This is a genomic window from Novosphingobium aquimarinum (assembly GCF_009746585.1).
Lineage (GTDB): Bacteria > Pseudomonadota > Alphaproteobacteria > Sphingomonadales > Sphingomonadaceae > Novosphingobium > Novosphingobium aquimarinum.
In genome coordinates, this window is sequence record NZ_WRPO01000003.1 from 72,228 (window position 1) to 93,602 (window position 21,375).

The 21,375-nt window shown below is 64.8% G+C and carries 22 protein-coding genes and 1 tRNA gene; 14 read left to right on the forward strand and 9 right to left on the reverse strand.

Translation table 11 applies throughout. The features are described from left to right. Window positions 1-15: 15 nt before the first annotated feature. Both GQO94_RS04360 and GQO94_RS04365 read right to left on the reverse strand, forming a co-directional pair. The gene (locus tag GQO94_RS04360; protein ID WP_156839938.1) at window positions 16-510 is read right to left on the reverse strand and encodes a hypothetical protein; all 495 of its coding nucleotides are present in this window, start codon (window positions 508-510) and stop codon (window positions 16-18) included. A 13-nt stretch (window positions 511-523) separates the two neighbouring features. After that, complete coding sequence (locus GQO94_RS04365; RefSeq protein WP_156839939.1) at window positions 524-1,243, reverse strand: ParA family protein; 720 nt, start codon at window positions 1,241-1,243, stop codon at window positions 524-526. Between the two features lie 271 nt (window positions 1,244-1,514). Here GQO94_RS04365 and GQO94_RS04370 point away from each other — a divergent pair, with 271 nt between their 5' ends. The 4 genes from GQO94_RS04370 (at window position 1,515) to bfr (ending at window position 4,751) form a co-directional block, all read left to right on the forward strand. Beyond that, window positions 1,515-2,684 carry an SPOR domain-containing protein gene (locus tag GQO94_RS04370; RefSeq protein ID WP_156839940.1) on the forward strand — a complete coding sequence of 390 codons (1,170 nt, stop codon included), beginning with the start codon at window positions 1,515-1,517 and terminating at the stop codon, window positions 2,682-2,684. Window positions 2,685-2,687: 3 nt separating this feature from the next. Then, on the forward strand, window positions 2,688-3,932 hold the full coding sequence (locus GQO94_RS04375; RefSeq protein WP_156839941.1) for a DUF418 domain-containing protein: 1,245 nt from the start codon (window positions 2,688-2,690) through the stop codon (window positions 3,930-3,932). A gap of 86 nt (window positions 3,933-4,018) precedes the next feature. Then, window positions 4,019-4,213, forward strand: coding sequence for a (2Fe-2S)-binding protein (locus GQO94_RS04380; RefSeq protein ID WP_156839942.1), 195 nt, complete (start codon window positions 4,019-4,021; stop codon window positions 4,211-4,213). A gap of 58 nt (window positions 4,214-4,271) precedes the next feature. After that, entirely contained in the window at window positions 4,272-4,751 is a 480-nt protein-coding gene (bfr, locus tag GQO94_RS04385) for a bacterioferritin (protein WP_156839943.1), read from the forward strand. A 215-nt stretch (window positions 4,752-4,966) separates the two neighbouring features. Here bfr and GQO94_RS04390 read toward each other — a convergent pair whose 3' ends face one another. Then, window positions 4,967-7,051 (reverse strand): alpha/beta hydrolase family protein, encoded by a 2,085-nt coding sequence (locus GQO94_RS04390; protein WP_156839944.1) that lies wholly within the window; start codon window positions 7,049-7,051, stop codon window positions 4,967-4,969. 128 nt (window positions 7,052-7,179) lie between these two features. Here GQO94_RS04390 and GQO94_RS04395 point away from each other — a divergent pair, with 128 nt between their 5' ends. Beyond that, window positions 7,180-8,295, forward strand: a complete 1,116-nt coding sequence (locus tag GQO94_RS04395) for an AI-2E family transporter (protein WP_156839945.1) — start codon at window positions 7,180-7,182, stop codon at window positions 8,293-8,295. Window positions 8,296-8,327: 32 nt separating this feature from the next. Here GQO94_RS04395 and der read toward each other — a convergent pair whose 3' ends face one another. Beyond that, a complete protein-coding gene (der, locus tag GQO94_RS04400; RefSeq protein WP_156839946.1) occupies window positions 8,328-9,704 on the reverse strand; it encodes a ribosome biogenesis GTPase Der in 1,377 nt (458 codons plus the stop codon). Window positions 9,705-9,849: 145 nt separating this feature from the next. Here der and GQO94_RS04405 point away from each other — a divergent pair, with 145 nt between their 5' ends. Further along, entirely contained in the window at window positions 9,850-10,428 is a 579-nt protein-coding gene (locus tag GQO94_RS04405) for a CHAP domain-containing protein (protein ID WP_332310831.1), read from the forward strand. A 237-nt stretch (window positions 10,429-10,665) separates the two neighbouring features. On the opposite strand, the gene GQO94_RS04410 is transcribed toward GQO94_RS04405, so the two are convergent. Next, window positions 10,666-11,022, reverse strand: coding sequence for a DUF3297 family protein (locus GQO94_RS04410; RefSeq protein WP_156839947.1), 357 nt, complete (start codon window positions 11,020-11,022; stop codon window positions 10,666-10,668). Window positions 11,023-11,101: 79 nt separating this feature from the next. Between GQO94_RS04410 and GQO94_RS04415 the strand changes: the two genes are divergently transcribed. The 5 genes from GQO94_RS04415 to GQO94_RS04435 all read left to right on the forward strand — a co-directional run bounded on the left by GQO94_RS04415 (window position 11,102) and on the right by GQO94_RS04435 (window position 15,377). Continuing rightward, window positions 11,102-11,176: transfer RNA gene (locus GQO94_RS04415), tRNA-Val, on the forward strand. An 85-nt stretch (window positions 11,177-11,261) separates the two neighbouring features. Beyond that, a complete protein-coding gene (gene serS / locus GQO94_RS04420; RefSeq protein ID WP_156839948.1) occupies window positions 11,262-12,542 on the forward strand; it encodes a serine--tRNA ligase in 1,281 nt (426 codons plus the stop codon). Continuing rightward, entirely contained in the window at window positions 12,542-13,306 is a 765-nt protein-coding gene (gene surE, locus GQO94_RS04425) for a 5'/3'-nucleotidase SurE (protein ID WP_156839949.1), read from the forward strand. Before serS ends, surE begins: the two co-directional genes overlap by 1 nt. Beyond that, a complete protein-coding gene (locus GQO94_RS04430; RefSeq protein WP_156839950.1) occupies window positions 13,303-14,343 on the forward strand; it encodes a LysM peptidoglycan-binding domain-containing M23 family metallopeptidase in 1,041 nt (346 codons plus the stop codon). The genes surE and GQO94_RS04430 overlap by 4 nt, the downstream gene beginning before the upstream one ends. Then, window positions 14,340-15,377: a potassium channel family protein gene (locus GQO94_RS04435; RefSeq protein WP_156839951.1), complete on the forward strand. Its 1,038-nt coding sequence runs from the start codon at window positions 14,340-14,342 to the stop codon at window positions 15,375-15,377. Before GQO94_RS04430 ends, GQO94_RS04435 begins: the two co-directional genes overlap by 4 nt. Window positions 15,378-15,408: 31 nt before the next feature. Here GQO94_RS04435 and GQO94_RS04440 read toward each other — a convergent pair whose 3' ends face one another. Next, a complete protein-coding gene (locus GQO94_RS04440; protein ID WP_156839952.1) occupies window positions 15,409-15,801 on the reverse strand; it encodes a DUF1761 domain-containing protein in 393 nt (130 codons plus the stop codon). A 77-nt stretch (window positions 15,802-15,878) separates the two neighbouring features. Between GQO94_RS04440 and rimO the strand changes: the two genes are divergently transcribed. From rimO to GQO94_RS04455, 3 genes are all read left to right on the forward strand, one after another. Next, window positions 15,879-17,249, forward strand: coding sequence for a 30S ribosomal protein S12 methylthiotransferase RimO (rimO, locus tag GQO94_RS04445; RefSeq protein ID WP_156839953.1), 1,371 nt, complete (start codon window positions 15,879-15,881; stop codon window positions 17,247-17,249). Window positions 17,250-17,501: 252 nt separating this feature from the next. Continuing rightward, window positions 17,502-18,263: a competence/damage-inducible protein A gene (locus GQO94_RS04450; protein ID WP_156839954.1), complete on the forward strand. Its 762-nt coding sequence runs from the start codon at window positions 17,502-17,504 to the stop codon at window positions 18,261-18,263. Then, on the forward strand, window positions 18,247-18,813 hold the full coding sequence (locus tag GQO94_RS04455) for a hypothetical protein (RefSeq protein WP_156839956.1): 567 nt from the start codon (window positions 18,247-18,249) through the stop codon (window positions 18,811-18,813). The genes GQO94_RS04450 and GQO94_RS04455 overlap by 17 nt, the downstream gene beginning before the upstream one ends. A gap of 84 nt (window positions 18,814-18,897) precedes the next feature. Here GQO94_RS04455 and rplA read toward each other — a convergent pair whose 3' ends face one another. From rplA to GQO94_RS04470, 3 genes are all read right to left on the reverse strand, one after another. Continuing rightward, on the reverse strand, window positions 18,898-19,599 hold the full coding sequence (gene rplA / locus GQO94_RS04460; RefSeq protein WP_156839958.1) for a 50S ribosomal protein L1: 702 nt from the start codon (window positions 19,597-19,599) through the stop codon (window positions 18,898-18,900). A 4-nt stretch (window positions 19,600-19,603) separates the two neighbouring features. Next, complete coding sequence (gene rplK / locus GQO94_RS04465) at window positions 19,604-20,035, reverse strand: 50S ribosomal protein L11 (protein WP_156839960.1); 432 nt, start codon at window positions 20,033-20,035, stop codon at window positions 19,604-19,606. Window positions 20,036-20,656: 621 nt separating this feature from the next. After that, window positions 20,657-21,040, reverse strand: a complete 384-nt coding sequence (locus GQO94_RS04470; RefSeq protein ID WP_156839961.1) for a hypothetical protein — start codon at window positions 21,038-21,040, stop codon at window positions 20,657-20,659. Window positions 21,041-21,375 lie beyond the last annotated feature (335 nt).

Consider the following 21,375-nt stretch of genomic DNA (forward strand, 5'->3'; position numbering starts at 1 on the left):
TCCTCTTGTCGGATCTCAGTCGCGATTGCGAATTGTGCCGGCGAGTTCGGCAACGGCGGGCATGGTTGCGAGATGAAGGTCGAGGGCCTGCGTCACGATCGCTTGCGCGCTGCGGCCCAGCATGGTGCTGGCGAGGCGCAGTTTGAGATGACGCTCGGGATCGAGACGCAAGGTGAAAGCGGCGCGGCGCTGAAGAGGCGGTCCCGCGTCGGAAGCAAAGCGCAGCAAAGCCGCGCTCTGCCCTTCGGATATGCCAGAAACCTCGTCAGTCGAAGCCTGTTTGGCGGCGCGTTCGAACGGCACGACGTTGGCGGTATGGATCGGCGCGGAATAGTCGTCCCGGCGATCCTCGCCCATGTCGTTCCAGCCGAGATCGTCGTGCAGTTCCTGGGCGCTGCCGTCATGCAGGTGGTCGAGCGGAATCACTTGCGAGCGCATCGCCGGACGCGCGCCGCCCTTGCGCGCCAGCAGCGACGGCGAGAGTGACGAGAAACCTGCGGACTGGCCCATGGCGATCGTCCCGTCAGGAACCGGCGACGCGGCGGCCGAAGCCACCGACCGGGCGGCCCGTGCCCGAGATCATCGGTTGCTGGGTGGGCCCGGAAAACACGGTGCGGCGGAAGTTCTTCTCGAGCCGATCCGCCAGGTAGTTCCACAAGGCGGCCATTTCCTGCGACGAGCGACCCTGCGGATCGACTTCCATCACCGTGCGCCCATCGATCATCGAAGCGGCGAAATCGGTGCGGTGGTGCAAGGTGACCGGAGCGACAGTGCCATGCTGCGACAGCGCGACGGCAGCTTCGCCGGTGATCCGTGCCTTGGCGGTCGCGGCATTGACGACGAAGATCAGCGGCTTGCCCGCCCGCTCGCACAGATCGACGGTCGCGCCGACGGCGCGCAAGTCATGCGGGCTCGGACGAGTCGGGACGACGATCAGTTCGGCCACCGAAATGACGCTCTGGATCGCCATCGTTATGGCAGGTGGCGTGTCGATCACGGCGAGCTTGAAGCCCTGCTGGCGCAGGATCTGAAGATCGCCCGCCAGGCGCGCGACAGTCGTCTGGGCGAAGGCCGGGAATTCTGCTTCACGCTCGTTCCACCAATCCGCGAGCGAGCCCTGCGGATCGATGTCGATCAGGACGACCGGCCCGGCGCCGGCGCGCTGTGCCTGTACAGCCAGGTGCCCGGACAGGGTCGTTTTACCCGATCCGCCCTTTTGCGATGCCAAAGCCAGAACTCGCAATGCCTATGTCCCCCAACAAATGCGATAGACGCACAAAATCGATGCGTTCGCCGAAGGGGATCGCAGATCGTTCCTAATTTAGGGTTAAACCCGAAAGCTTGACTGGAGAGCTATTACCGGGCCCGACGCGACATTTTCCGTTGCTAATGTCTTCTTCACCATGCCAGTTTATCGCGTTACCATTCGCGCTTACGGGTTCGGCATAGCGGAAATTCGCGCGTGATTTGGTCGGTTCGGAAACCATGTTCGAGGCAAGGCAGGCATACTTATAATGAGCAGATTTCTTCGCCGCGCGGGTTTCCTTTCATGTGCAATACTCGCGGCAACGCCTGCTGTGGCCGACGTGAAGCAAGGCGTCGACGCTTGGAGCGCGGGGGACTATGCCCGCGCGGTCGCGGAATGGCAGGGTCCGGCCCAGGCGGGAGATCCGGATGCCATGTTCAACATGGCGCAGGCCTACAAACTCGGCCGCGGCGTCCCTCGCGATCTTTCGCGCGCGGAAGCGCTTTACCAGCAAGCCGCCACCAAGGGTCACCTCGGCGCTGCCGACAACTACGGCTTGCTTCTGTTTCAGAAGGGCGAGCGGGCCAAGGCCATGCCCTACATCGTCGCCGCATCCGATCGCGGCGATCCGCGCGCGCAGTATCTGCTCGGCCTCGCCTATTTCAACGGCGATCAGGTCCCGCGCGACTGGGTGCGCGGCTATGCCCTCGTCAGCCTAGCGCAGCAAGCGGGGCTCGAACAGGCGAAGGGTGCGCTTGCGCAGATGGACCAGCACGTGCCGCTCGCCGATCGCCAGCGCAGCGTGCCGCTCGCTGCCGAACTGGCCGCGCGCGCCGAACAGACGCGCACACGCCAGATGGCGGCTGCCGACCTCGGCGGCGTGGGAGCCAATGCGCCTGTCGCCAGCGCCCCTGTCGCCAGCCCTCCGGCTCCGACGATCGCCAGCGCGCGGGACGCGGTCGCACAAGCCGCACGCGTCGCCAACGGATCGAGCCCCGCCGAAGCCGGCGCGGACTATACCCGAACGCCGCAAACCGCGACGATCCGCGCCCCGCAGCCCAAGCCGACCGGCGCCGTGCCCAAGGTCGCGAACGTGATAGAGCGCCAGCCGAACCGCACTCCGACGACCAGCCCGACAGCCAGCCCGACACCCGCTCCATCTTCGAAAGCGGCGACGCCGGCGGCCAAGTCCCCTGCCCCCGTCCGCAACGGCGCCTGGCGAGTCCAGCTTGGTGCCTTCGGGGTATCGGGCAATGCCGAAAAGCTGTGGCAGAAAGTGAAAGCGCGCCCCGAACTCGCAGGACATGAACGCCTGTTGGTGCCTGCGGGCCGGCTTACCAAGCTCCAGGCTGGTGGCTTCGCCAGCTCCGCCGATGCCGAGGCGGCGTGCGCGCGACTGAAGGCCGGCGGCTACACCTGCCTGGCGACCCGGGACTAAGGCATGCCGCAAGGCGCGAGCGACCGGATCGCGTCGCTCGACCTGATCCGCGGCATTGCCGTGCTCGGGATCCTGGCCATCAACATCGCCGGCTTCGCCGGTCCTTCGACTGCGGCGTCCGACATCAACGCCCCTATCCCGGCCTCCGCCGCCGATCGTGCGGTCTACGCGCTCAATTTGCTGGTGTTCGAAGGCAAGATGCGCGGGCTGTTCTCGCTGCTGTTCGGCGCCAGCATGGCGGTGTTTCTCGATCGTATGACGATCGCGGGCAAATCCGCCGAACTGCTGCAGGCGCGGCGGCTGTTCTGGCTGATGGTGTTCGGCCAGTTGCACTATTTCCTGTTCTGGTGGGGCGACATCCTGTTCCTCTATGGTGCCTGCGGGCTGCTGCTCCTGCTGCTGTCACCGCTCGAACCGCGCGCCATGGCGGGATCCGCGGTACTCATCTTTCTCATGTGGCATGGCTGGGACGCTCTGATGAGCGCCTCGGGAGTGGCGGCGGAGCACGCGGTCGCACTCGGCACCGCCACTGCGGCGCAGGCCGACTTGCACGATCTGCACCTCGACTGGTTCGCGCAGCGCTCGGCCGAAGACCTGATGCTCTTGCAGTCCGGATTTTTCGACATTGTCAGCGACAAGATCGCCTCGGAGCCGTTCTGGCTCTTCACCATGGTCATCGACAATCTCGGCGAAACCCTGCCGATGATGATCATCGGCATGGCGCTGGCGCGATCCGGCTTCTTCGCCGCACAGTGGCCGCGAGTGGCGATGTGGCTCGTGGCCATCGGCGCCACCGCGCTCGGCCTCGTTCTGACGGCCTTCGTCATAGCTCGCCTGTGGGTGGACGGCTTCCCGCCCATTGCCACGAACGCCGCGATGAACGGCTGGCTGGGCCCGGCGCACTTGCTGATGACGCTGGGCTACGCCGCGATGCTGGTGCTGGCGGCGCCCGCCCTCGGTGCCACCGCGCTGGGCCAGCGCGTGATCGCGGCGGGCCGGCTCGCGTTCAGCAATTACATCGGCACGACGATCGTGATGACCGCGATCTTCTATGGCTGGGGCCTTGGATGGATCGGGCTGTTCGGCGAAGCGCAACTGACCGGCTTCGTGCTGCTGGGCTGGGTCCTGATGCTTGCCTGGAGCCGGCCGTGGCTGGCGCATTTTCGCCAGGGCCCGCTCGAATGGCTGTGGCGTTCGCTGAGCGAAGGCAGGATCGTCCCTTTCAGACGCGAGCGACGTTTATCCTGAAATTGAAGGGGTTGCAGACGATTGGACGCTAAAAGCTATTGCGATCAATTCTCATTTGCTTATATTGCGAATCGAGAGGAGATCGCATGTACGTTTGCATCTGCAACGCCATACGTGAGAGCGACCTGCGCAGCGCGGCCCGCCGATGCTGCGGCGATGCCGAATCGATCTACGTCTCGCTCGGCCGACCGCCACAGTGCCGCCAATGCATCGAAGAAGCCGAAGACATCGTCCGTGAGGAGCGTGATCGCGAGAGTTTGCCCGTAGCCCTGCCTCACTGACTTGCCTCCTCCTGCCGCTCCGCCTAACTAGCGTTCCGGCGGCAAAGGAGCATTGGCTATGAAAGGCGACCCTCAGGTCATCGATTTTCTCAACAAGGCATTGTTGAACGAACTGACCGCGGTCAATCAGTACTGGCTGCATTATCGCATGCTCGACAATTGGGGCGTGAAGAAGCTCGCCGATTACGAGCGGCACGAATCGATCGACGAGATGAAGCATGCCGACATGCTCGCCGAGCGAATTCTGTTCCTCGACGGGCTCCCCAACTTCCAGGCGCTCGGCAAGCTGAAGATCGGCGAAGGCGTGGAAGAAATTCTTCGGGCCGATCTTGAAGTCGAGTACGAAGCCTGCCCGCTGCTCAAGGACGCCATCGCCCATTGCGAACAAGTGCGCGACTACGTGAGCCGCGAAATTTTCGAGCGCATCCTCGAGAACGAGGAGGAACACATCGACTTCCTCGAAAAGCAGTTCGACATGATCAAGCGCATGGGCCTGCAGAACTACATCCAGCTGCAGAGCGAACCCGCCGGGGAGTGACGCAGCGCTTTCGCTGCGGAGCTTGACCGGTCGCATTTGCGATCGGCGCATCAAACCAGCAAAACGTCACCCCGGACTTGATCCGGAGTCCGGCTGCTTGCAGCGTCGCGACGACAAGCGGGATCCCGGGACAGGCCCGGGATGACGAAGGATCTGCGCGCTCCTCCAAATAGCAGATCGGAGGACGGAGCTACCGCCCCCCGATCCGCACAGAATTACTCGGCTTCTGCCTCCGACCCCGCAGCGGCGGGCGCCGCCTTGTCCGTGCGGTATTTGTCGAACCACGTCAGGATCGCCGAGGCCTTGGCGGCGGACTGCGAAGGTCGGGCGGCGATGCTGCCGTGGCTGGCACCCGGCACTTTGATCAGCGCGGTCGGCACCCCGCGGATCTGCAACGCGGTGTAGTATTGCTCCGCCTCGCTGACCGGGGTGCGATAGTCCTCGCTGCCGACCACCACCAGCGTCGGCGTTTTCACGTTGCCGACGAGGCTGAGCGGCGAGCGGTTCCAATAGACCATCGGCTCTTCCCACACCGGCTTGTCGAACCAGTGGTCGTGGTAGATCGTGGCGCCATCCGAGGTCAGCGAGAAGCTGCCCCAGTCGATCACCGGCTTTTGCGTCGCCGCCGCTTTGAAACGGTCGGTCTTGCCCACGATCCAGGCGGTGAGCACGCCGCCTCCCGAACCACCGGTAACGAACAGGTTGTTGGGATCCGCCACGCCGTCCGCGATCGCGGCATCGACCGCCGCCATGAGGTCGTCGTAGTCGGGGCCGGGATAGTTGCGATCGATAAGGTTGGCGAATTCCTCGCCATACGACGTCGAACCGCGCGGATTGGTATAAAGCACCGCATAGCCGTGCGCCGCGTAAAGCTGGACGTCGGTCGAGAACGCCGGGCCATAGGCAGACATCGGCCCGCCGTGTATCTCCAGGATCAGCGGTAGCCGCTGACCGGGCTGCGCGCCGGGAGGAGTCGCGAGCCAGGCATCGATCGGCCGGCCATCAGGCGCCGTCACGGCCAGCTTGCGCACCGGTGCCAACGCTTTGCCCTGCATCCAGGTGCTGTTGAGGTCGGTGAGCTGACGACCCTTGCCCCCCGTGGTGACGTAAAGATCCGCCGGGGCCTCGGTGCCGCCGCCGGTATAGGCCACGCGTCCGTTCTTCGAAGCCGAGAAATCGCCGCCGGTATAAGGCCGGTCGTAATGCGATCCCGCCGTGAGGCCCTCGACGATGGTGTTGACCCCGCCGTTCAGCCCGACTTTCGCCACCTGCTTCACGCCATGATCGTCATAGGACACGTACAGCGAATTGCCGACCCATTCCGCGCTGTCGATGCTCTGGTCGAGCCCGGCGGTGAGCGATCGGGACGAACTGCCATCGGCGTTCATCACGTAAAGCTCGGTGTTCTCGTAGCCGCGCTTGACGTCATCGAAGCCGAGATAGGCAATGCGGGAGCCATCAGGCGAGAAGACCGGCGCGAAGTCGGGGCCCTGGCGGTTGGTCAGCGGCGAGACCGCGCTACTTGCCACATCGACCGAATAGACTTCCGAATTGTTCGGATTGCGTTCCCAGTCCGCGCTGCGATTGGCCGCGAACAGGATGCGCTGACTATCGGGGCTCCAGCTCAGTGGACCGCCATCGTCCCAATTCCCGTAGGTGATCTGGCGCGGCGCGCCTCCGCTGGCGGCGACCACGAAGATGTGGTCGAAGCCCGGCTTGGCATAACCAACACCGTCGTAGCGGTACGTCACGCGGTCGATGATCTCGAGCGGCTCGGCCCACTTCGCGCCCTCGGGCTTCGCGGGTGCCTTGCCCAGCTTCATGCCTTCGCCCGGGACGCGCATGGTATAAGCAATCTGCGAGCCATCCGGCGACCAGGCGATCGCGCCCGGGCTGTCGGGCAGGCCGGTGATGCGCGCCGTCTCCCCGCCATCGAGCCACATAACGTAAAGCTGTGGGCCGCCCTCGCCATCGCTCGAGACATAAGCTAGGCGCTTGCCGTCGGGCGACCAGCGCGGCGAGAAATGGCTGCCCTTCCCGGCGACCAACGGCCGCTGGCGTCCCGTCGCTGCATCGACCAGCCACAGGCTCGACACATCCTTGTCGGACATGATGTCCGCGCTCTTGCGCACATAGACGATCTGCGAGCCATCCGGGCTGATCTCGGGGCCGGTCGCCCCCGACAGCTTGAACAGATCTTCGCCGGTGAAGCTGCGTTCTGGGCCGTCCGCGGCGACCACGGGACTGGCGAGTAGCTGAAATGCACCCGAAGCAAGCAGAATGATGAGCGATTTGCGCAAGAGTTGTCCCCTGGACGGCGAAAAGGATTACGTGACTTAGCAACAATGCCACAAGGGAAACCAGTTGGGGATAGTCGTTGGTCGATCGCTGATGGATTTCATCGATTCCCTGCTAGACGAAAGGCATTATGGCGAGATCCCCGATCGGCGGCACCAAACTGGAAGATGGCGGCTTTTTTGCCGTCGTTCTCATCGTCACTCTCCTTTTCGCCTGGCTGCTCGCTCCGTTCTTCGGCGCGATCCTGTGGAGCCTGGTCGCCGCGATCCTGTTCCAGCCGTTGACACGCCGCCTCTCGGTTCGGCTCGGCGGTCATCGCAACACCGCCGCCCTGCTGATGCTGCTGACCCTGCTGGCCTTGTTCATCATCCCGGCCTTGCTGATCGGGTTCGCGCTCGTGAACGAGGCGGCGAGCTTGTACATGCGCATCCGCGAGGGCCAGATCGACCTCGGCGGCATGTTCAACGACGTGCGCATGGCGCTGCCGTCGCGCGCCCGGGTGCTGGTCGATCAGTATGCGACGACCGACTTCGAATCGCTGCGCCGTATGTTCGGATCGAGCCTGGCTTCGGGTCTGCAGGAAATCGCCTCCCGCGCGATCGTCTTCGGCCAAGGCGCGCTCGCCTTCGTGGCGACGCTGGGCGTCATGCTGTATCTTACCTTCTTCCTGCTGCGCGATGGCGAGCGGATGTCGGATCTGATCAAGGGCGCGGTGCCGCTGCGCGCGGACTTGCGCGACGCCCTCATCAGCCACTTCGTCGTAGTCGTGCGCGCGACGATGAAGGGCACCGTCGCGGTGGCGCTGGCCCAGGGCTTCATCGGCGGCATGATCTTCTGGATGCTGGGCATCGAAGGCGCGCTGCTGTGGGGCGTGCTGATGGGCTTCTTCTCGCTGCTCCCGGCGGTCGGTAGCGCCATCGTCTGGGTGCCGGTCGCGATCTACCTGTTCATCATGGGCGAGGTCATGCAGGGCGTGATCCTGGTCGTGTGCGGCGTGTTCATCATCGGCATGGTCGACAACGTTCTGCGCCCGATCCTGGTGGGCCGGGACACCCGCATGCCCGATTTCGTGGTGCTGATCGCCACGCTGGCCGGGCTGCAATTGTTCGGCCTCAACGGCTTCATCGTCGGCCCGGTGATCGCCGCGCTGTTCATCGCCGTGTGGAAGATGGTCGCCGAGTTCCGGGCACCGCACGCGGCCGCCAGTGAGCAGCTGGCCTTGGAGGATGGGCCGGGCGAGGCTTGAGGGGGCGCACCCGCGCCCCGCATCCAAGCCGACTAGCCCTTGCTGAACGGGTTCTTCGGGCTGCGCAAGTTGAGCCGGATCGGCACCGCTTCGAAGCCCAGTTCGCGCCGGATGCTGTTCACTAGGTAGCGCTTGTAGCTTTCGGGCAAGTCGTCGAGCCGCGTGCCGAACATGACGAAGCCGGGCGGGCGCGTCTTGGCCTGGGTGATGTAGCGAAGCTTGATCCGCTTGCCGCCGGGCGCCGGCGGCGGATTGGCCGCGAGCGCATCGTCGAACCAGCGGTTGAGCGCCGAAGTGGGCACGCGCCGGCTCCACGCCTCGCGGATCGAGAAGCCGGCGGCGATGAGCTCGTCGAGCCCTTTGCCGGTGCGCGCGGAGACTGCCAGCAGCGGCACGCCGCGCACTTGGGCCAGCCCGTCTTCGAGCGCCGCGCGGATGCCGTTGAACAGCTTGGAAGCGTCTTCGGCCACATCCCACTTGTTGATCGCGATGATCAGCGCGCGGCCTTCCTCGAGCACCATCGAGGCGATCTTGAGATCCTGGTGCTCGAGCCCCTTGGTGGCATCGAGCAGCAGCACCACGACTTCGGCGAAATCGACCGCGTGGCGTGCATCGGCGACCGCCATGCGCTCCAGCTTCTCTACCACGCGCGCTTTCTTGCGCATGCCCGCAGTGTCGATCAGCCGCACCTGGCGCGTCTCGCCGGTCTTGGGATCGTCCCACTCCCAGTCGACCGCGATCGAATCGCGCGTGATCCCGGCTTCCGGCCCGGTCAGCAACCGGTTCTCACCCAACAGGCGGTTGATCAGCGTCGACTTGCCCGCGTTGGGCCGTCCGACGATCGCCAGCTTGAGCGGCGCGCGCAGCAGCGCTTCCTCGTCGTATTCGACCTCGTCTTCCTCGGGCGGCTGCAGCGGCTCGAGATGCGGCAGCAGCGCTTCGAACAAGTCGCCCATGCCTTCGCCGTGTTCGGCCGAAATCGCCAGCGGATCGCCGAGCCCCAACTCATACGCTTCGAACAGACCGCTCTGGCCGGCACGGCCTTCCGCCTTGTTCGCCACCAGCACCACCGGAACCGGCGAACTGCGCAGCCAGCGTGCGATCTCCTCGTCGAGCGGAGACAGCCCGGCGCGTGCATCCATCACGAACAGCGCCACGTCCGCGGTCAGCAGCGAGGCCTCGGTCTGCGCCCGCATTCGTCCGGGGAGCGATTCGGCATCCTCGTCCTCCCAGCCCGCGGTATCGACGATCTGGAACTTGAGGCCGAGCAGTTCGGCATCGCCGAAGCGCCGGTCACGTGTCACGCCCGGCTGATCGTCGACGAGGGCAAGCTTCTTGCCCACCAGCCGGTTGAACAGCGTGGACTTGCCCACATTGGGCCGGCCGATGATGATGACCTGCGGCAGCATAGCGCGCGGACTTGGGCGCGCTGGCGCTCCAATGCAAGAAAAAGCAGGGCGGCAAGCACGTTTGGCGCGAAACCGGCAAATGCTTGCCGCGCCATTAACCGCGTCCGGCAGCCAAGTCCTTACCTCCATTGGACATCATGGCGACATGATGATTCGTCCCAAATCCCTAGCGATCGGCACCCTCGCCGCGCTGGCCGCAACCACTCCGACGACGGCCACGGCGCAGAGCGAGTCGTCGACTGTCTCGAACCTTGCCGGCAAAGTCTTGCAGTGTGTCCCCTATGCCCGGCGGCTGACCGGAATCACGATTTTTGGCGACGCGCATACCTGGTGGAATCAGGCGCAAGGCCGCTACGCCCGCGGCCACCAGCCGCGCGAGGGCGCGGTTCTGGCGATCAAGCCTTACGCAAATTCCAAGCTGGGCCACGTCGCCGCCGTCAGCAAAGTCGTCGATGCGCGTACGATCCTGATCAGCCATGCCAATTGGTCGGGCCCCGGCAAGATCGAGAAGAACGTGACCGCGCTCGACGTTTCGGCCGACAACGACTGGAGCCGAGTGCGCGTCTGGTACGGGCCGACGCATAAGCTGGGCACGACCAAATGGCCGGTCGCGGGGTTCATTTACCCAGACGGCAAGGCGCCAAAAGGATTGCAACGCGCGGCCTCGAACCGCCGCTCGAGCTTGCGCGATGCGATCGGGGCGATCATTTCGGGCACGTACTAGGGCGGATTGCCAGCCTAGGCGGAGGCGCGTTGCGAAGCGGCCCGGCCGGTGAATTCAGCCTGCAGATCCCGCAAACCGTCATGCTGAACTTGTTTCAGCATCCATGTGCCCGTCGGCGAGACCTGACTGCGAGGCGGAATGGATGCTGAAACGAATTCAGCATGACGCGGTGGAGCGGAAAAAGATCCGTCCCGTACCCAGCATGCCGATCAGCCCCTTCCGACCGTCCCCCGGCCCTCAGTCCTTCTTGGCGACCGGCGGATTCTCGCCCAGATCTTCGTACCAGGCCTCGACCGGCCCATTGAGCTTGATCGTCAGCGGATTGCCCTTGCGATCGAGCGTCTTGCCGGCCTGAACCCGGATCCAGCCTTCCGAGATGCTATATTCCTCGACATTGGTGCGCACCGTCCCCTTGAAGCGGATGCCGATGCCGCGCTGCAGCTTTTCGGCATCGAAATGGGGGCTGCGCGGATTGATCGCCAGGTGATCGGGCGGAACGTCGGCGCCCGAGGTCGTCGCGGCGGCGGACGTTTCGGACGCCGGAGCCCCGTTCGCTTCAGGGCTCGCTTCGGTGCTGTTGGTCTCGTCGGTCATGGCTCGGGCCAATAGGCCTCGATGCCCGCTTGTCAATCGCGCGCGCTTCGCTTAAAGGGCGCGCCTTCCGCATGGATGCGGGCGCGTAGCTCAGTGGTAGAGCACACCCTTCACACGGGTGGGGTCGCAAGTTCAATCCTTGCCGCGCCCACCATTTCCCCCAAGCCGAACCTGCCCGCACGTCCTATCGTGAAGCTCGTCTTGCGCCGAGTCGGCCAAATCGGCATAGCGCGCGGGCCATGCATGACATTCGCCTGATCCGCAGCGATCCCGAAGCCTTCGATGCCGCTCTTGCCCGCCGGGGCGTGGCGCCCGTCGCCGCCGGGCTGGTCGCCATCGACGAGGAACGCCGCGCGGTCGCGACGCGGATGCAGGAGCTGCAGAGCCGTCGCAACGATGCCTCCAAGGCGATCGGCAAGGCCATGGGGCAAGGCGACAGTGCCGCGGCCGAAGCGCTCAAGGCCGAAGTCGCCGAGATCAAGCAGACGCTGCCCGCGCTGGAAGCGCAAGACCGCGAACTCGCCGCGCAGCTCGAGGACGAACTCGCGCGCCTGCCCAACTTGCCCGCCGCCGACGTGCCCGAAGGCGAGGACGAGGACGGTAATGTCGAAGTCGCGCGCTGGGGCAGCCCGCGCGAATTCGCGTTCGCGGCGAAGGAGCACGCCGATCTGGGCCCCGCGCTCGGGCTCGACTTCGAAACCGGGGCGATGATCGCCGGCGCACGCTTCACTTTCCTTAAGGGCGCGATGGCGCGGCTGCACCGCGCGCTCGGCCAGTTCATGCTCGATCGCCAGACGGGCGAGAACGGCTTCCTGGAATGCGCGCCGCCGCTGCTGGTGCGCGACGAGGCGGTCTACGGCACCGGTCAGCTTCCCAAGTTCAGCGAGGACCTGTTTCGTACTACCGACAATCGCTGGCTGATCCCCACCGCCGAAGTCTCGCTGACCAATGCGGTGCGCGAGCAAATTCTCGAGCCCGCCGCGCTGCCACTGCGCATGACCGCCCTCACCCCCTGCTTCCGCTCGGAAGCCGGCGCGGCCGGGCGCGACACGCGCGGGTTCATTCGCCAGCACCAGTTCGAGAAAGTCGAGATGGTCACCGTCTGCGCGCCGGAAGACAGCGCGGCCGAGCACGAGACGATGGTCGCGGCCGCAGAGTCCATTTTGCAGGCGCTCGAGCTGCCGTATCGCAAGATGCTGCTGTGCGCCGGCGACATGGGCGCCTCCGCGCGCAAGACCTTCGATCTCGAAGTCTGGCTGCCGGGACAAGGCGCTTACCGCGAGATCAGCTCGATCTCGAACTGCGGCGACTTTCAGGCGCGGCGGATGGGCGCGCGCTACAAGCCTGAAGGTTCGAAGAAGACCGAGTTCGTGCATACCCTCAACGGCTCGGGTCTCGCGGTCGGGCGGACGCTGGTCGCGGTGCTGGAGAACTATCAGCAGGAGGACGGCACGGTCACGGTGCCGGATGCGCTTAAGCCGTGGATGGGCGGCATCGAGAGACTGGAGCCGATCGCCTGATGCGTATCCTGCTGACCAACGACGACGGTATCAACGCTCCCGGGCTCTACGTGCTCGAAAAGATCGCGGCCAAGCTGTCGGACGATATCTGGATCTGCGCCCCGTCCGAGGAGCAGTCCGGCGCCGGCCATGCCCTCACTCTGACGCGCCCGGTGCGACTGCGCGAACACGCCCCGCGCCGCTTCTCGGTGACCGGGACGCCGACCGATGCGGTGACGATGGCGCTCAAGAAGGTCCTGCCCGAACCGCCCGATCTGATCCTTTCCGGAGTGAATCGCGGCGCCAATCTCGGCGACGACATCACGTATTCCGGCACGGTCTCGGCGGCGATGGAAGGCGCGCTGGCAGGGATCCGCTCGATCGCGCTGAGCCAGGTGCCGCCGCGTGAGGACATGGGCAACACCGTCCCCTTCGATGCCGCCGAAGCCTGGGGCGAGCGCGTGCTAAGGCCTCTTGTGGATAGAGAATTTGCCACGCGCAGTTTGATTAATATAAACTTCCCTCCGGTGGTGGCCGAAAAGGTGAAGGGGATACGCGTGGTGCGACAGGGGTTCCATGACTACGCGCGCGGCTCGCTGGTCGAGAGTGTCGATCCAAGGGGCTTTCCCTACTACTGGTTCGGACTGCATCCGATGGAGCATACGCCGGGCGCGGATACCGATCTGGAGGCGATTGCCGGGGATTACATCTCGGTCACGCCGCTCCATCTCGACCTGACGCACGACGCCGAGCTCGGCCGTCTCGCCGGGCGCTACGAGCCATGAGGGCCGGGCGCTACCTGGCTTCGCTCGCGCTGCTCGTGGCCGCGCCCTCTTTCATTTCGACCGCCAGCGCCTCACCCGCCGACGAGACCGAACATGTCGTGCTGGAAGGCGAGACGCTGAACGGCATCGCCAACCGCGCGGGCGTGACGCCTGCCAGCATCGCGGAAGCGAACGGCCTCGAAAAACCCTATGTCGTGCGCATCGGTGAGACGCTGACGATCCCGCGCGGCTCCGGCGCCAGGCGCACGATCGCAGCCGGCACGGCGAAGACGGCAGACACGAAGACCGACAAATATGCGGGCCTCGCCAAAGCGCTGAGCTACAAGGTTTCGCCGGGCGACACGCTTGGCGGCATCGCCAGCGCCGCTGGGGTGCCGCGGATTCTGATCGCCGAAGCCAACGGCATCGCGCCGCCCTACACCATTCGCGTCGGGCAGATGCTGCGCATCCCGCGCACGGGTCGCCATGTCGTCGCTGCCGGAGAAACCGGGTTCAAGATCGCGATGGACCGGGGCGTGCCGTGGAACGATATCGCCATCGCCAACGGCCTGGAACCCGACGCACCGCTGCAGCCCGGCACCACCTTGCTGATCCCCACGGTCCTCGATCCGCCGATGCGCGCCACTTCGGCTCCGGTTCCCGCCAGCGCTCCCCAGGCGGGCTTCCTTTGGCCGATCGCCGGAAAGGTGCGGCGCGGCTACACCGAGCGTGGTTCTTCTTCCTACCACGACGGGCTCGACATTCGCGCGCCGCGCGGCACCGAAGTGCGCGCGGCCGCGGCGGGCAAGGTGATCTTCGCCGGCAATGAGGAAAAGGATTTCGGCCAGCTGGTGGTGATCGATCACGGCAATGGCTGGCACTCGGCCTACGGCTTTCTCAGCCGCATCACGGTGAAGCAGGACGCCGAAGTCGCGCGCGGCGAGCGGATCGGACTGGTCGGAGGCACCGGCCGGGCCAAGGGCGAGGAACTGCACTTCGAAATCCGCCGCGACAACGCCCCCGTCGATCCCTTGGCAGAACTGCCAGCCAGCCCGTGAAAAACAAGCGCGCGCAGGTCGCATTCCGGCCGCTGCGCCGCGCCATTTCGGTCCCCGTATGGGCGGACGCCGGCTTGCGACTGTTCGCGGCGCTGTTCCTCGTTTTCATCGTCGTCATGGTCCACTGGGCCGATCGGGCGGGCCTGAGGGACGCACACGACGGCTTCGTCAGCTTTCTCGACATCGTCTATTTCACGATGATCTCGATCACCACGACCGGTTTTGGCGACATTACCCCCGTCACCGATCGCGCGCGCCTGGTAGAGGCGGTGATCGTCACGCCGATCCGGCTCGCGGTGATTTTTCTTTTCGTCGGCACCGCCTATAACTTCATCATCAAGCGCAGCTGGGAGAAATGGCGCATGGCCCGCATCCAGGAGCGGCTCAAGGATCACATCGTCGTTCTCGGTTACGGTGTCAGCGGCTCGGAAGCGGTGAGCGAACTGATCCAGCGCGGCACCGATCCTTCGTGCATCGTCGTCATCGATCCCAGCGGAACGCGCCTCGCGATGGCCGAACAGGCCGGCTGCAACGTGATGGAAGGCGATGCCACGCGCGACGAGACGCTGGTCGCCGTGCGCCTGTCCGAAGCCCGCGCCGTGCTCGTTTCCGCCGGGCGCGACGACACCACGATTCTCATCATCCTCACCGCAAAGCACGTCGCGCCCAACGTGCCGATTACCGCCGTGGTGCGCGCCGACGACAACGAACAGCTCGCGCGGCAAGCGGGGGCGGACAACGTCATCAATCCAGTGCGATTCACAGGATTGCTGCTGGCGGGATCGGCCGAGGGCAAGCACATTTCGGACTACCTCGCCGACCTCGCCTCGGTCACGGGCCGCGTCCAACTCGTCGAACGCGAAGTCCTGCCCGACGAAGTGGGGCAGACGCTCGAAAGCCTCGACACTGGCAAGGGCCTCCGGATCTACCGCAAGGGCCAGGCGATCGGCTTTTGGGAACCGGCGGCGGCCCGGCTAGAAGAAGGCGACATCATCGTCGAAATCACCAGTACATGCGAACGGGACGGCTTCTAGCGCTCCCCGCGCCCAGTGCCGCTTCAAATCGCTATCCGAGCGCCCAGAAGACGGCGCCCATGGCCAGGTACGCGATCAGCCAGAACGCACAGTCGGTGATGCGCTTCATAGGCTCGCTGCCGTTTCGCGCGTGCGTCAGCCAGACGGCGGGGACGGTGAAAAACAGCGCCAGTCCGCCAGACATCATGAAATAGAGCCAGGGCTTCACGTCCAGCGTCGCGCTGCCGATCCGCGCGAAATTGTGCCCGAGCATGATCGCCGCGAGCAGCATCACCACCAGAACGACGCCGTAATGGCCGGCTCTGCGGCCGTGGCCGGGAAGAATCTGACGGCCGGTGCGGAACATCGGCCGGTTCCAGACCAGCCCGATCGCGACGGCCACCGCGGCCGCGAGCGCGACCGCGATCCAGTTGACAGGTCCCATCGCGCGTTCTCTCCGAATACCTTCGTTGTCGCCGGACGCTAGCCGAAAGCCGCGAAGCGGTGTAGGGGCCGCCGCCAATGACTGTGGAACTTCCTTCCGTGCGCAAGGTCGGCATGGTGAGCCTGGGCTGCCCCAAGGCGCTCGTCGATTCCGAACGCATCCTGACGCGCCTGCGCGCCGACGGCTACGCAATGAGCGCCGATTACGACGGCGCCGACGTGGTGCTGGTCAACACCTGCGGCTTTCTCGATTCCGCCAAGGAGGAGAGCCTGAGTGCGATCGGCGAGGCGATCGCGGAGAACGGCCGCGTCATCGTGACCGGCTGCATGGGCGACGAGGCCGAGGCGATCCGCGCGCGGTTCCCGCAGGTTCTCGCAGTGACCGGCGCGCATCAGTACGAAGCCGTGGTCGAGGCGGTGCACGAAGCGGCGCCGCCCGAACTCGGCCCCTTCGTCGATCTGATTCCCCAGCCCGACATCAAGCTGACGCCGCGCCACTACAGTTATCTGAAGATCTCGGAAGGCTGCAATCACTCGTGCAGCTTCTGCATCATTCCCAAGCTGCGCGGGAAACTGGCGAGCCGGCGCATCGACGCGGTCCTGCGCGAAGCGGAGAAGCTGGTCGCCGCCGGAACGCGCGAACTGCTGGTGATCAGCCAGGATACCTCGGCTTATGGCGTCGACATCGGCCACGAGCCGCGCGACTTCCATGGCCGCGAAGTGCGCGCGCACATGACCGACCTGGCTCGCGAACTCGGCACGCTGCGTACTCCCGATGGCGTGAGGCCCTGGGTCCGGCTGCACTACGTCTATCCCTATCCGCACGTCGACGCGGTCATCCCGCTAATGGCCGAGGGGCTGTTGACGCCCTACCTCGACATTCCGTTCCAGCATGCGAGCCCCTCGGTGCTCAAGGCGATGAAACGCCCCGCGAACGAAGCGAAAGTGCTCGAACGGCTGAAGCAGTGGCGCGAAATCTGCTCCGACATCGCGATTCGCTCGAGCTTCGTCGTGGGCTTCCCCGGCGAAACGGACGCGGATTTCGCGTATCTGCTGGACTGGCTCGAGGAAGCGCAGCTCGACCGCGTCGGCGCCTTCCGCTTCGAACCGGTTGCGGGCGCTGCCGCCAACGACCTTCCCGGTGCGGTTCCCGAAGCGGTCAAGGAAGAACGCTTCGCGCAGATCATGGCAAAGACCGCCACGATCAGTGCCGCGAAGCTTCAAGCCAAAGTCGGTCGAATCCTGCCCGTCATCATCGACGAGGTTGGCGAGCCGGATGAGGATGGCGACATCGGCGCCACCGGCCGCTCGCAAGCCGACGCACCGGAGATAGACGGATCCGTCTATCTGCGAGATGTGAGTGCAACGCTCCAAGTCGGTGAAATCGTTGACGTTCTCGTCGAAGATGCGGACGAACACGACTTGTTCGGCGCGATCGCGGGCGAGTAGATTCGTCGCTGGAAACGGCTTCGTGATTGCAAATTATGCAACCCTAGCAAATCTTTTCGCACTTGCAGCAAAAGGTATGTGGAGTCATAAAGAGCCTGCCTTTCAGGCATCCTCTCCCAAGACTTCAAAGGGTCGGTCGCAAGACCGGCCCTTTTTTTCGTCCCGGTACCGCACTGCGGCGGCCGGTGGCAGAAGTCCATGGGCCTGCCTCCGGTGCTGGCGGCGAGCGGCCATTTGTCCTAGTCCACCGCCATGGCCGAATCGCCCCGCATCTACACTGCCGCCCTCATCGTGATCGGCGACGAGATCCTGTCCGGACGGACGCACGACAAGAACATCGCGCAAGTCGCCGGATGGCTGGGCATACAAGGCATCCGCCTCGCCGAAGTGCGAGTCGTGGCCGACGTCACCGCGGCGATCGTCGAGGCGGTGAACACGCTGCGCGCGCGCAACGATTATCTGTTCACCACCGGCGGCATCGGCCCCACGCACGACGATATCACGGTGGATGCCGTCGCTGAGGCGTTTGGCGTGTCGGTCATCGTCCATCCCGAAGCGCGTGCGATTCTCGAAGGCTACTACGAGTCTCGCGGCGGCCTGAACGATGCGCGGCTGCGCATGGCGCGCGTGCCGGAAGGCGCGGAACTCATCCCCAATCGCTATACCGGAGCGCCGGGAATCCGCTTCGCCAACGTCTTCCTGATGGCGGGTGTGCCGCACATCACCGCAGGCATGCTCGATGCGCTCTCGGGTACGCTCGAAGGCGGCGCGCCGTTGCTGGCCGAGACGGTCGGCTGCTGGGTCCAGGAAAGCGAAGTCGCGGACTTGCTGCGTGCGACCGAGAAGGACCACCCCAATTGCCAGATCGGCAGCTATCCGTTCTGGCGGGAGGGCAAGTCCGGCGCCAACTTCGTCATTCGCTCGGTCGGCGCGGATGATCTCGCCGCGTGCACCCGCGCGCTGATTGCCGGGCTCGAAGCGATGGAGCGGCCGGCGATTGCGGGCGGCATCTAGGATCGCCGCTATCGCTGTTCCCGCGCTTTTGCTGACCGGCTGCGCCGCACAGGCGCGCTTGTCCGATCTCGAGACGGTTCTCGCCTCTCGCGACAGCGCGACGCTGGCGCTGGAGGACTGGTGCGCGCGGCGGGCCCTTGCCAATCCGGCGACGATCCGCGCCGTGCCCATCACCCAGCCCGACACGCCCCTGCCCGTCGACGGACGCGCCCTGCTGGCAGCGAGTGCGGACGAACCCATCGCCTACCGCCATGTCGCGCTGGCTTGCGGCGACACCGTGCTTTCGGTGGCGCACAACTGGTACCGGCCGGACAAGCTGACCGACGCGATGAACCGGGAGCTCGCGAACGGCCAGAGCTCGTTCGGCAAAGTCGTGGCGCCGCTCGGCTATCGGCGCGAGCGGCTCGAATCCGCGCCGGGCGCCGGAGCCGGGTGCCCGGCGGATACCGTGCTCACTCATCGTGCCTTGCTGCGCCTGCCCGACGGCGCGCCGCTGGCGCTGCTGGTGGAGTGCTACACCGAAGCCAACCTGCGCGCCGATCCCACCTAGCCCCCGAGGCCGCTGTAGGACAACGAAAAGGGCCGGCGGATCGCTCCGCCGGCCCTTTCGTGTCTGCTCGCAGAGCGCCGGCGATCAGGCGCCGGCGATCTCCGTAGTGTCGACCTTGAGGCCGGGGCCCATCGACGAGGACAGCGTGATCTTGCGCACGTACTTGCCCTTCGAGCCCGAGGGCTTGGCCTTGACGATGGCATCGACGAACGCGTCGAAGTTGGTCTTCAGATCGGCGTCCGAGAACGACATCTTGCCGATGCCGGCGTGGATGATGCCCTGCTTCTCGACGCGGAACTCGATCTGGCCGCCCTTGGCGTCCTTCACGGCCTGCTCGACGTTCGGGGTGACCGTGCCCAGCTTCGGGTTCGGCATCAGGCCCTTGGGACCCAGCAGCTTGCCGAGGCGGCCGACGACGCCCATCATGTCGGGCGTGGCGATCACGCGGTCGTAGTCGAGGTTGCCGTTCTGCATGTCTTCCATGAGATCCTCGGCACCGACCTTGTCCGCGCCGGCGGCGAGCGCGGCATCGGCCTTGTCACCCTTCGCGAACACGGCGACCCGGACGGTCTTGCCCGTGCCCGAAGGCAGCGAGACCATGCCGCGGACCATCTGGTCGGCGTGGCGCGGATCGACGCCCAGGTTCATCGCGACTTCGACGGTCTCGTCGAACTTGGTGGTCTTGAGGTCGCGCAGCATCGTCAGCGCCTCGTCGACGCCGTAGAGCTTCTGGTTGTCGCCCAGCTTGGTCGCGAGCGCCTGCTGCTTCTTGTTCAGCTTAGCCATCGGTTCAGCCCTCCACCACTTCGAGGCCCATCGCGCGCGCGGAGCCTTCGATGATCTTCGTCGCCGCTTCGATGTCGTTGGCGTTGAGATCCTTCATCTTCATCTCGGCGATCTCGGACAGCTTCGAGCGCGCGATCTTTCCGGCCGAAACCTTGCCCGGCTCCTTCGAGCCCGACTTGAGGTTCGCCGCCTTCTTGATCAGGAACGAGGCCGGCGGAGTCTTCGTCACGAAAGTGAAGCTGCGATCCGCGTAGACCGTGATGATCGTCGGGATCGGCATGGACTTCTCGAGTTCCTGCGTCGCCGCGTTGAACTGCTTGCAGAATTCCATAATGTTGACGCCGCGCTGACCCAGCGCAGGGCCGATCGGCGGGGACGGATTGGCGGCGCCAGCGGGCACCTGGAGCTTGATGTAGCCCTCGATCTTCTTGGCCATGGTGGCCTCCTGTTCTCACTCTCGCCCGCTGCGCCGGGGCGCGGACGGGCTCATGGTAAGCGGTACCAGCGGCGTGCCTGGGGCAACACCTCCCGCGCGGATTTCCCGCTGCCGAAGCGACGGGAAGGCGCGCGCATAGCGGCGAACGGCCAGGAACGCAACCAGCGCGACGGTTGGCGGCGGCGAAGGTGACAAAGGTGACACGGTGTCACCCGGCAATTTCGGGTCATTCTCCTTACGATTCAAGGACCTATGCTGCAAATTCGAAGGTGACACTTCTGCGGCCCGTTTTTCGGCGTCTGCCCAGATCTCTTGAAGAGGTCATGGCGAAATCACCACGATTAGGAAAGCCTCCGACGGCCTTGCCGCGCCCGCCCCCCCACCCTTCCCGGACAGCCCTCCCCTCCTCGTCATCCCGGACTTGATCCGGGATCCCGCTGACGTCACGAGCCGTCCCCGCAGAAGCGGGACCCCGGATCAAGTCCGGGGTGACGGCGGGTTATGGGGATAGACCCGGTGGCCGCGAACGGCAGGAAGGTCGTGGGAAGCGGACAGTTGATTCAGGTCGTGCATCTTATATCGTTGTCACACGATACTTTTGAAGGCCGACACCTCGACAAATTATCGTCTAGTAACGACTACTTGAAAATCATCCGCGCCGGAAAACTCGATGCTCTGTCTGCGACGCATTCTGACATATTGCCGGGAAGCTGATGAAATCGATCTCACCAAGGTTTTGCAATCTTCTTTCAGATCCAATCTTTCGATGGTTGCTTCGAATGAATATGTGTCAGGATCGTTAGCGTTGCCGCCAGCTTTCCTTATATTGAGGGCCAGCTTGTATGAGTTGCGCTTGGTGCCGATTTTGAGGGGACATTCGCTTCCCGACGCTTCTTCAGCTTTCATCGAGTAGAATGCACTAGCCATGCGGCTGACACTTGCAACACCTGTCCAAAGTGTCTCGCCACGCGACTCCACTTCAAAATCGAGCAGGTCGACACGCATCGAGACACGATGAAGTTTTCGAAGTCCGGCGTCGCTGTAAATGTCGACTGCACACCCTGTTAGGAGGAGGCAAATCGGGAGAAATATAAATGAGCGGCTAACCATCGTGTATCCCACAAGCTTGACAACTTCACCTCACCTTAGGGTGGAATACACTGGAACGTCGTCGCAAATTGCTAAACTCGATTTCGATTCCGTGGATATGCTTGAAAACGGAATGGCCGCAACGTCGTCGTGTCCGGAAAGTCCGCTTTCGGACGGAAAGTGCGATAAGCTGCCACTTCCGCCATCGTGCGGCGTCACGGAGCCGTGAACGGCTTGCAAGTCGCCAGGGA

Bases quoted from the DNA above. Each gene is read 5' to 3' on its own strand.
- surE (WP_156839949.1), top strand. From the start codon at position 12,542: ATGCGTATCCTGCTGACCAACGACGACGGTATCAACGCTCCCGGGCTC.
- bfr (WP_156839943.1), top strand. From the start codon at position 4,272: ATGAAAGGCGACCCTCAGGTCATCGATTTTCTCAACAAGGCATTGTTG.
- rplK (WP_156839960.1), bottom strand. From the start codon at position 20,035: ATGGCCAAGAAGATCGAGGGCTACATCAAGCTCCAGGTGCCCGCTGGC.
- GQO94_RS04380 (WP_156839942.1), top strand. From the start codon at position 4,019: ATGTACGTTTGCATCTGCAACGCCATACGTGAGAGCGACCTGCGCAGC.
- GQO94_RS04430 (WP_156839950.1), top strand. From the start codon at position 13,303: ATGAGGGCCGGGCGCTACCTGGCTTCGCTCGCGCTGCTCGTGGCCGCG.
- rimO (WP_156839953.1), top strand. From the start codon at position 15,879: ATGACTGTGGAACTTCCTTCCGTGCGCAAGGTCGGCATGGTGAGCCTG.
- der (WP_156839946.1), bottom strand. From the start codon at position 9,704: ATGCTGCCGCAGGTCATCATCATCGGCCGGCCCAATGTGGGCAAGTCC.
- GQO94_RS04410 (WP_156839947.1), bottom strand. From the start codon at position 11,022: ATGACCGACGAGACCAACAGCACCGAAGCGAGCCCTGAAGCGAACGGG.
- GQO94_RS04450 (WP_156839954.1), top strand. From the start codon at position 17,502: ATGGCCGAATCGCCCCGCATCTACACTGCCGCCCTCATCGTGATCGGC.
- GQO94_RS04440 (WP_156839952.1), bottom strand. From the start codon at position 15,801: ATGGGACCTGTCAACTGGATCGCGGTCGCGCTCGCGGCCGCGGTGGCC.
- rplA (WP_156839958.1), bottom strand. From the start codon at position 19,599: ATGGCTAAGCTGAACAAGAAGCAGCAGGCGCTCGCGACCAAGCTGGGC.
- GQO94_RS04470 (WP_156839961.1), bottom strand. From the start codon at position 21,040: ATGCGTGTCGACCTGCTCGATTTTGAAGTGGAGTCGCGTGGCGAGACA.
- serS (WP_156839948.1), top strand. From the start codon at position 11,262: ATGCATGACATTCGCCTGATCCGCAGCGATCCCGAAGCCTTCGATGCC.
- GQO94_RS04405 (WP_332310831.1), top strand. From the start codon at position 9,850: ATGATGATTCGTCCCAAATCCCTAGCGATCGGCACCCTCGCCGCGCTG.
- GQO94_RS04375 (WP_156839941.1), top strand. From the start codon at position 2,688: ATGCCGCAAGGCGCGAGCGACCGGATCGCGTCGCTCGACCTGATCCGC.
- GQO94_RS04370 (WP_156839940.1), top strand. From the start codon at position 1,515: ATGAGCAGATTTCTTCGCCGCGCGGGTTTCCTTTCATGTGCAATACTC.
- GQO94_RS04360 (WP_156839938.1), bottom strand. From the start codon at position 510: ATGGGCCAGTCCGCAGGTTTCTCGTCACTCTCGCCGTCGCTGCTGGCG.
- GQO94_RS04395 (WP_156839945.1), top strand. From the start codon at position 7,180: ATGGCGAGATCCCCGATCGGCGGCACCAAACTGGAAGATGGCGGCTTT.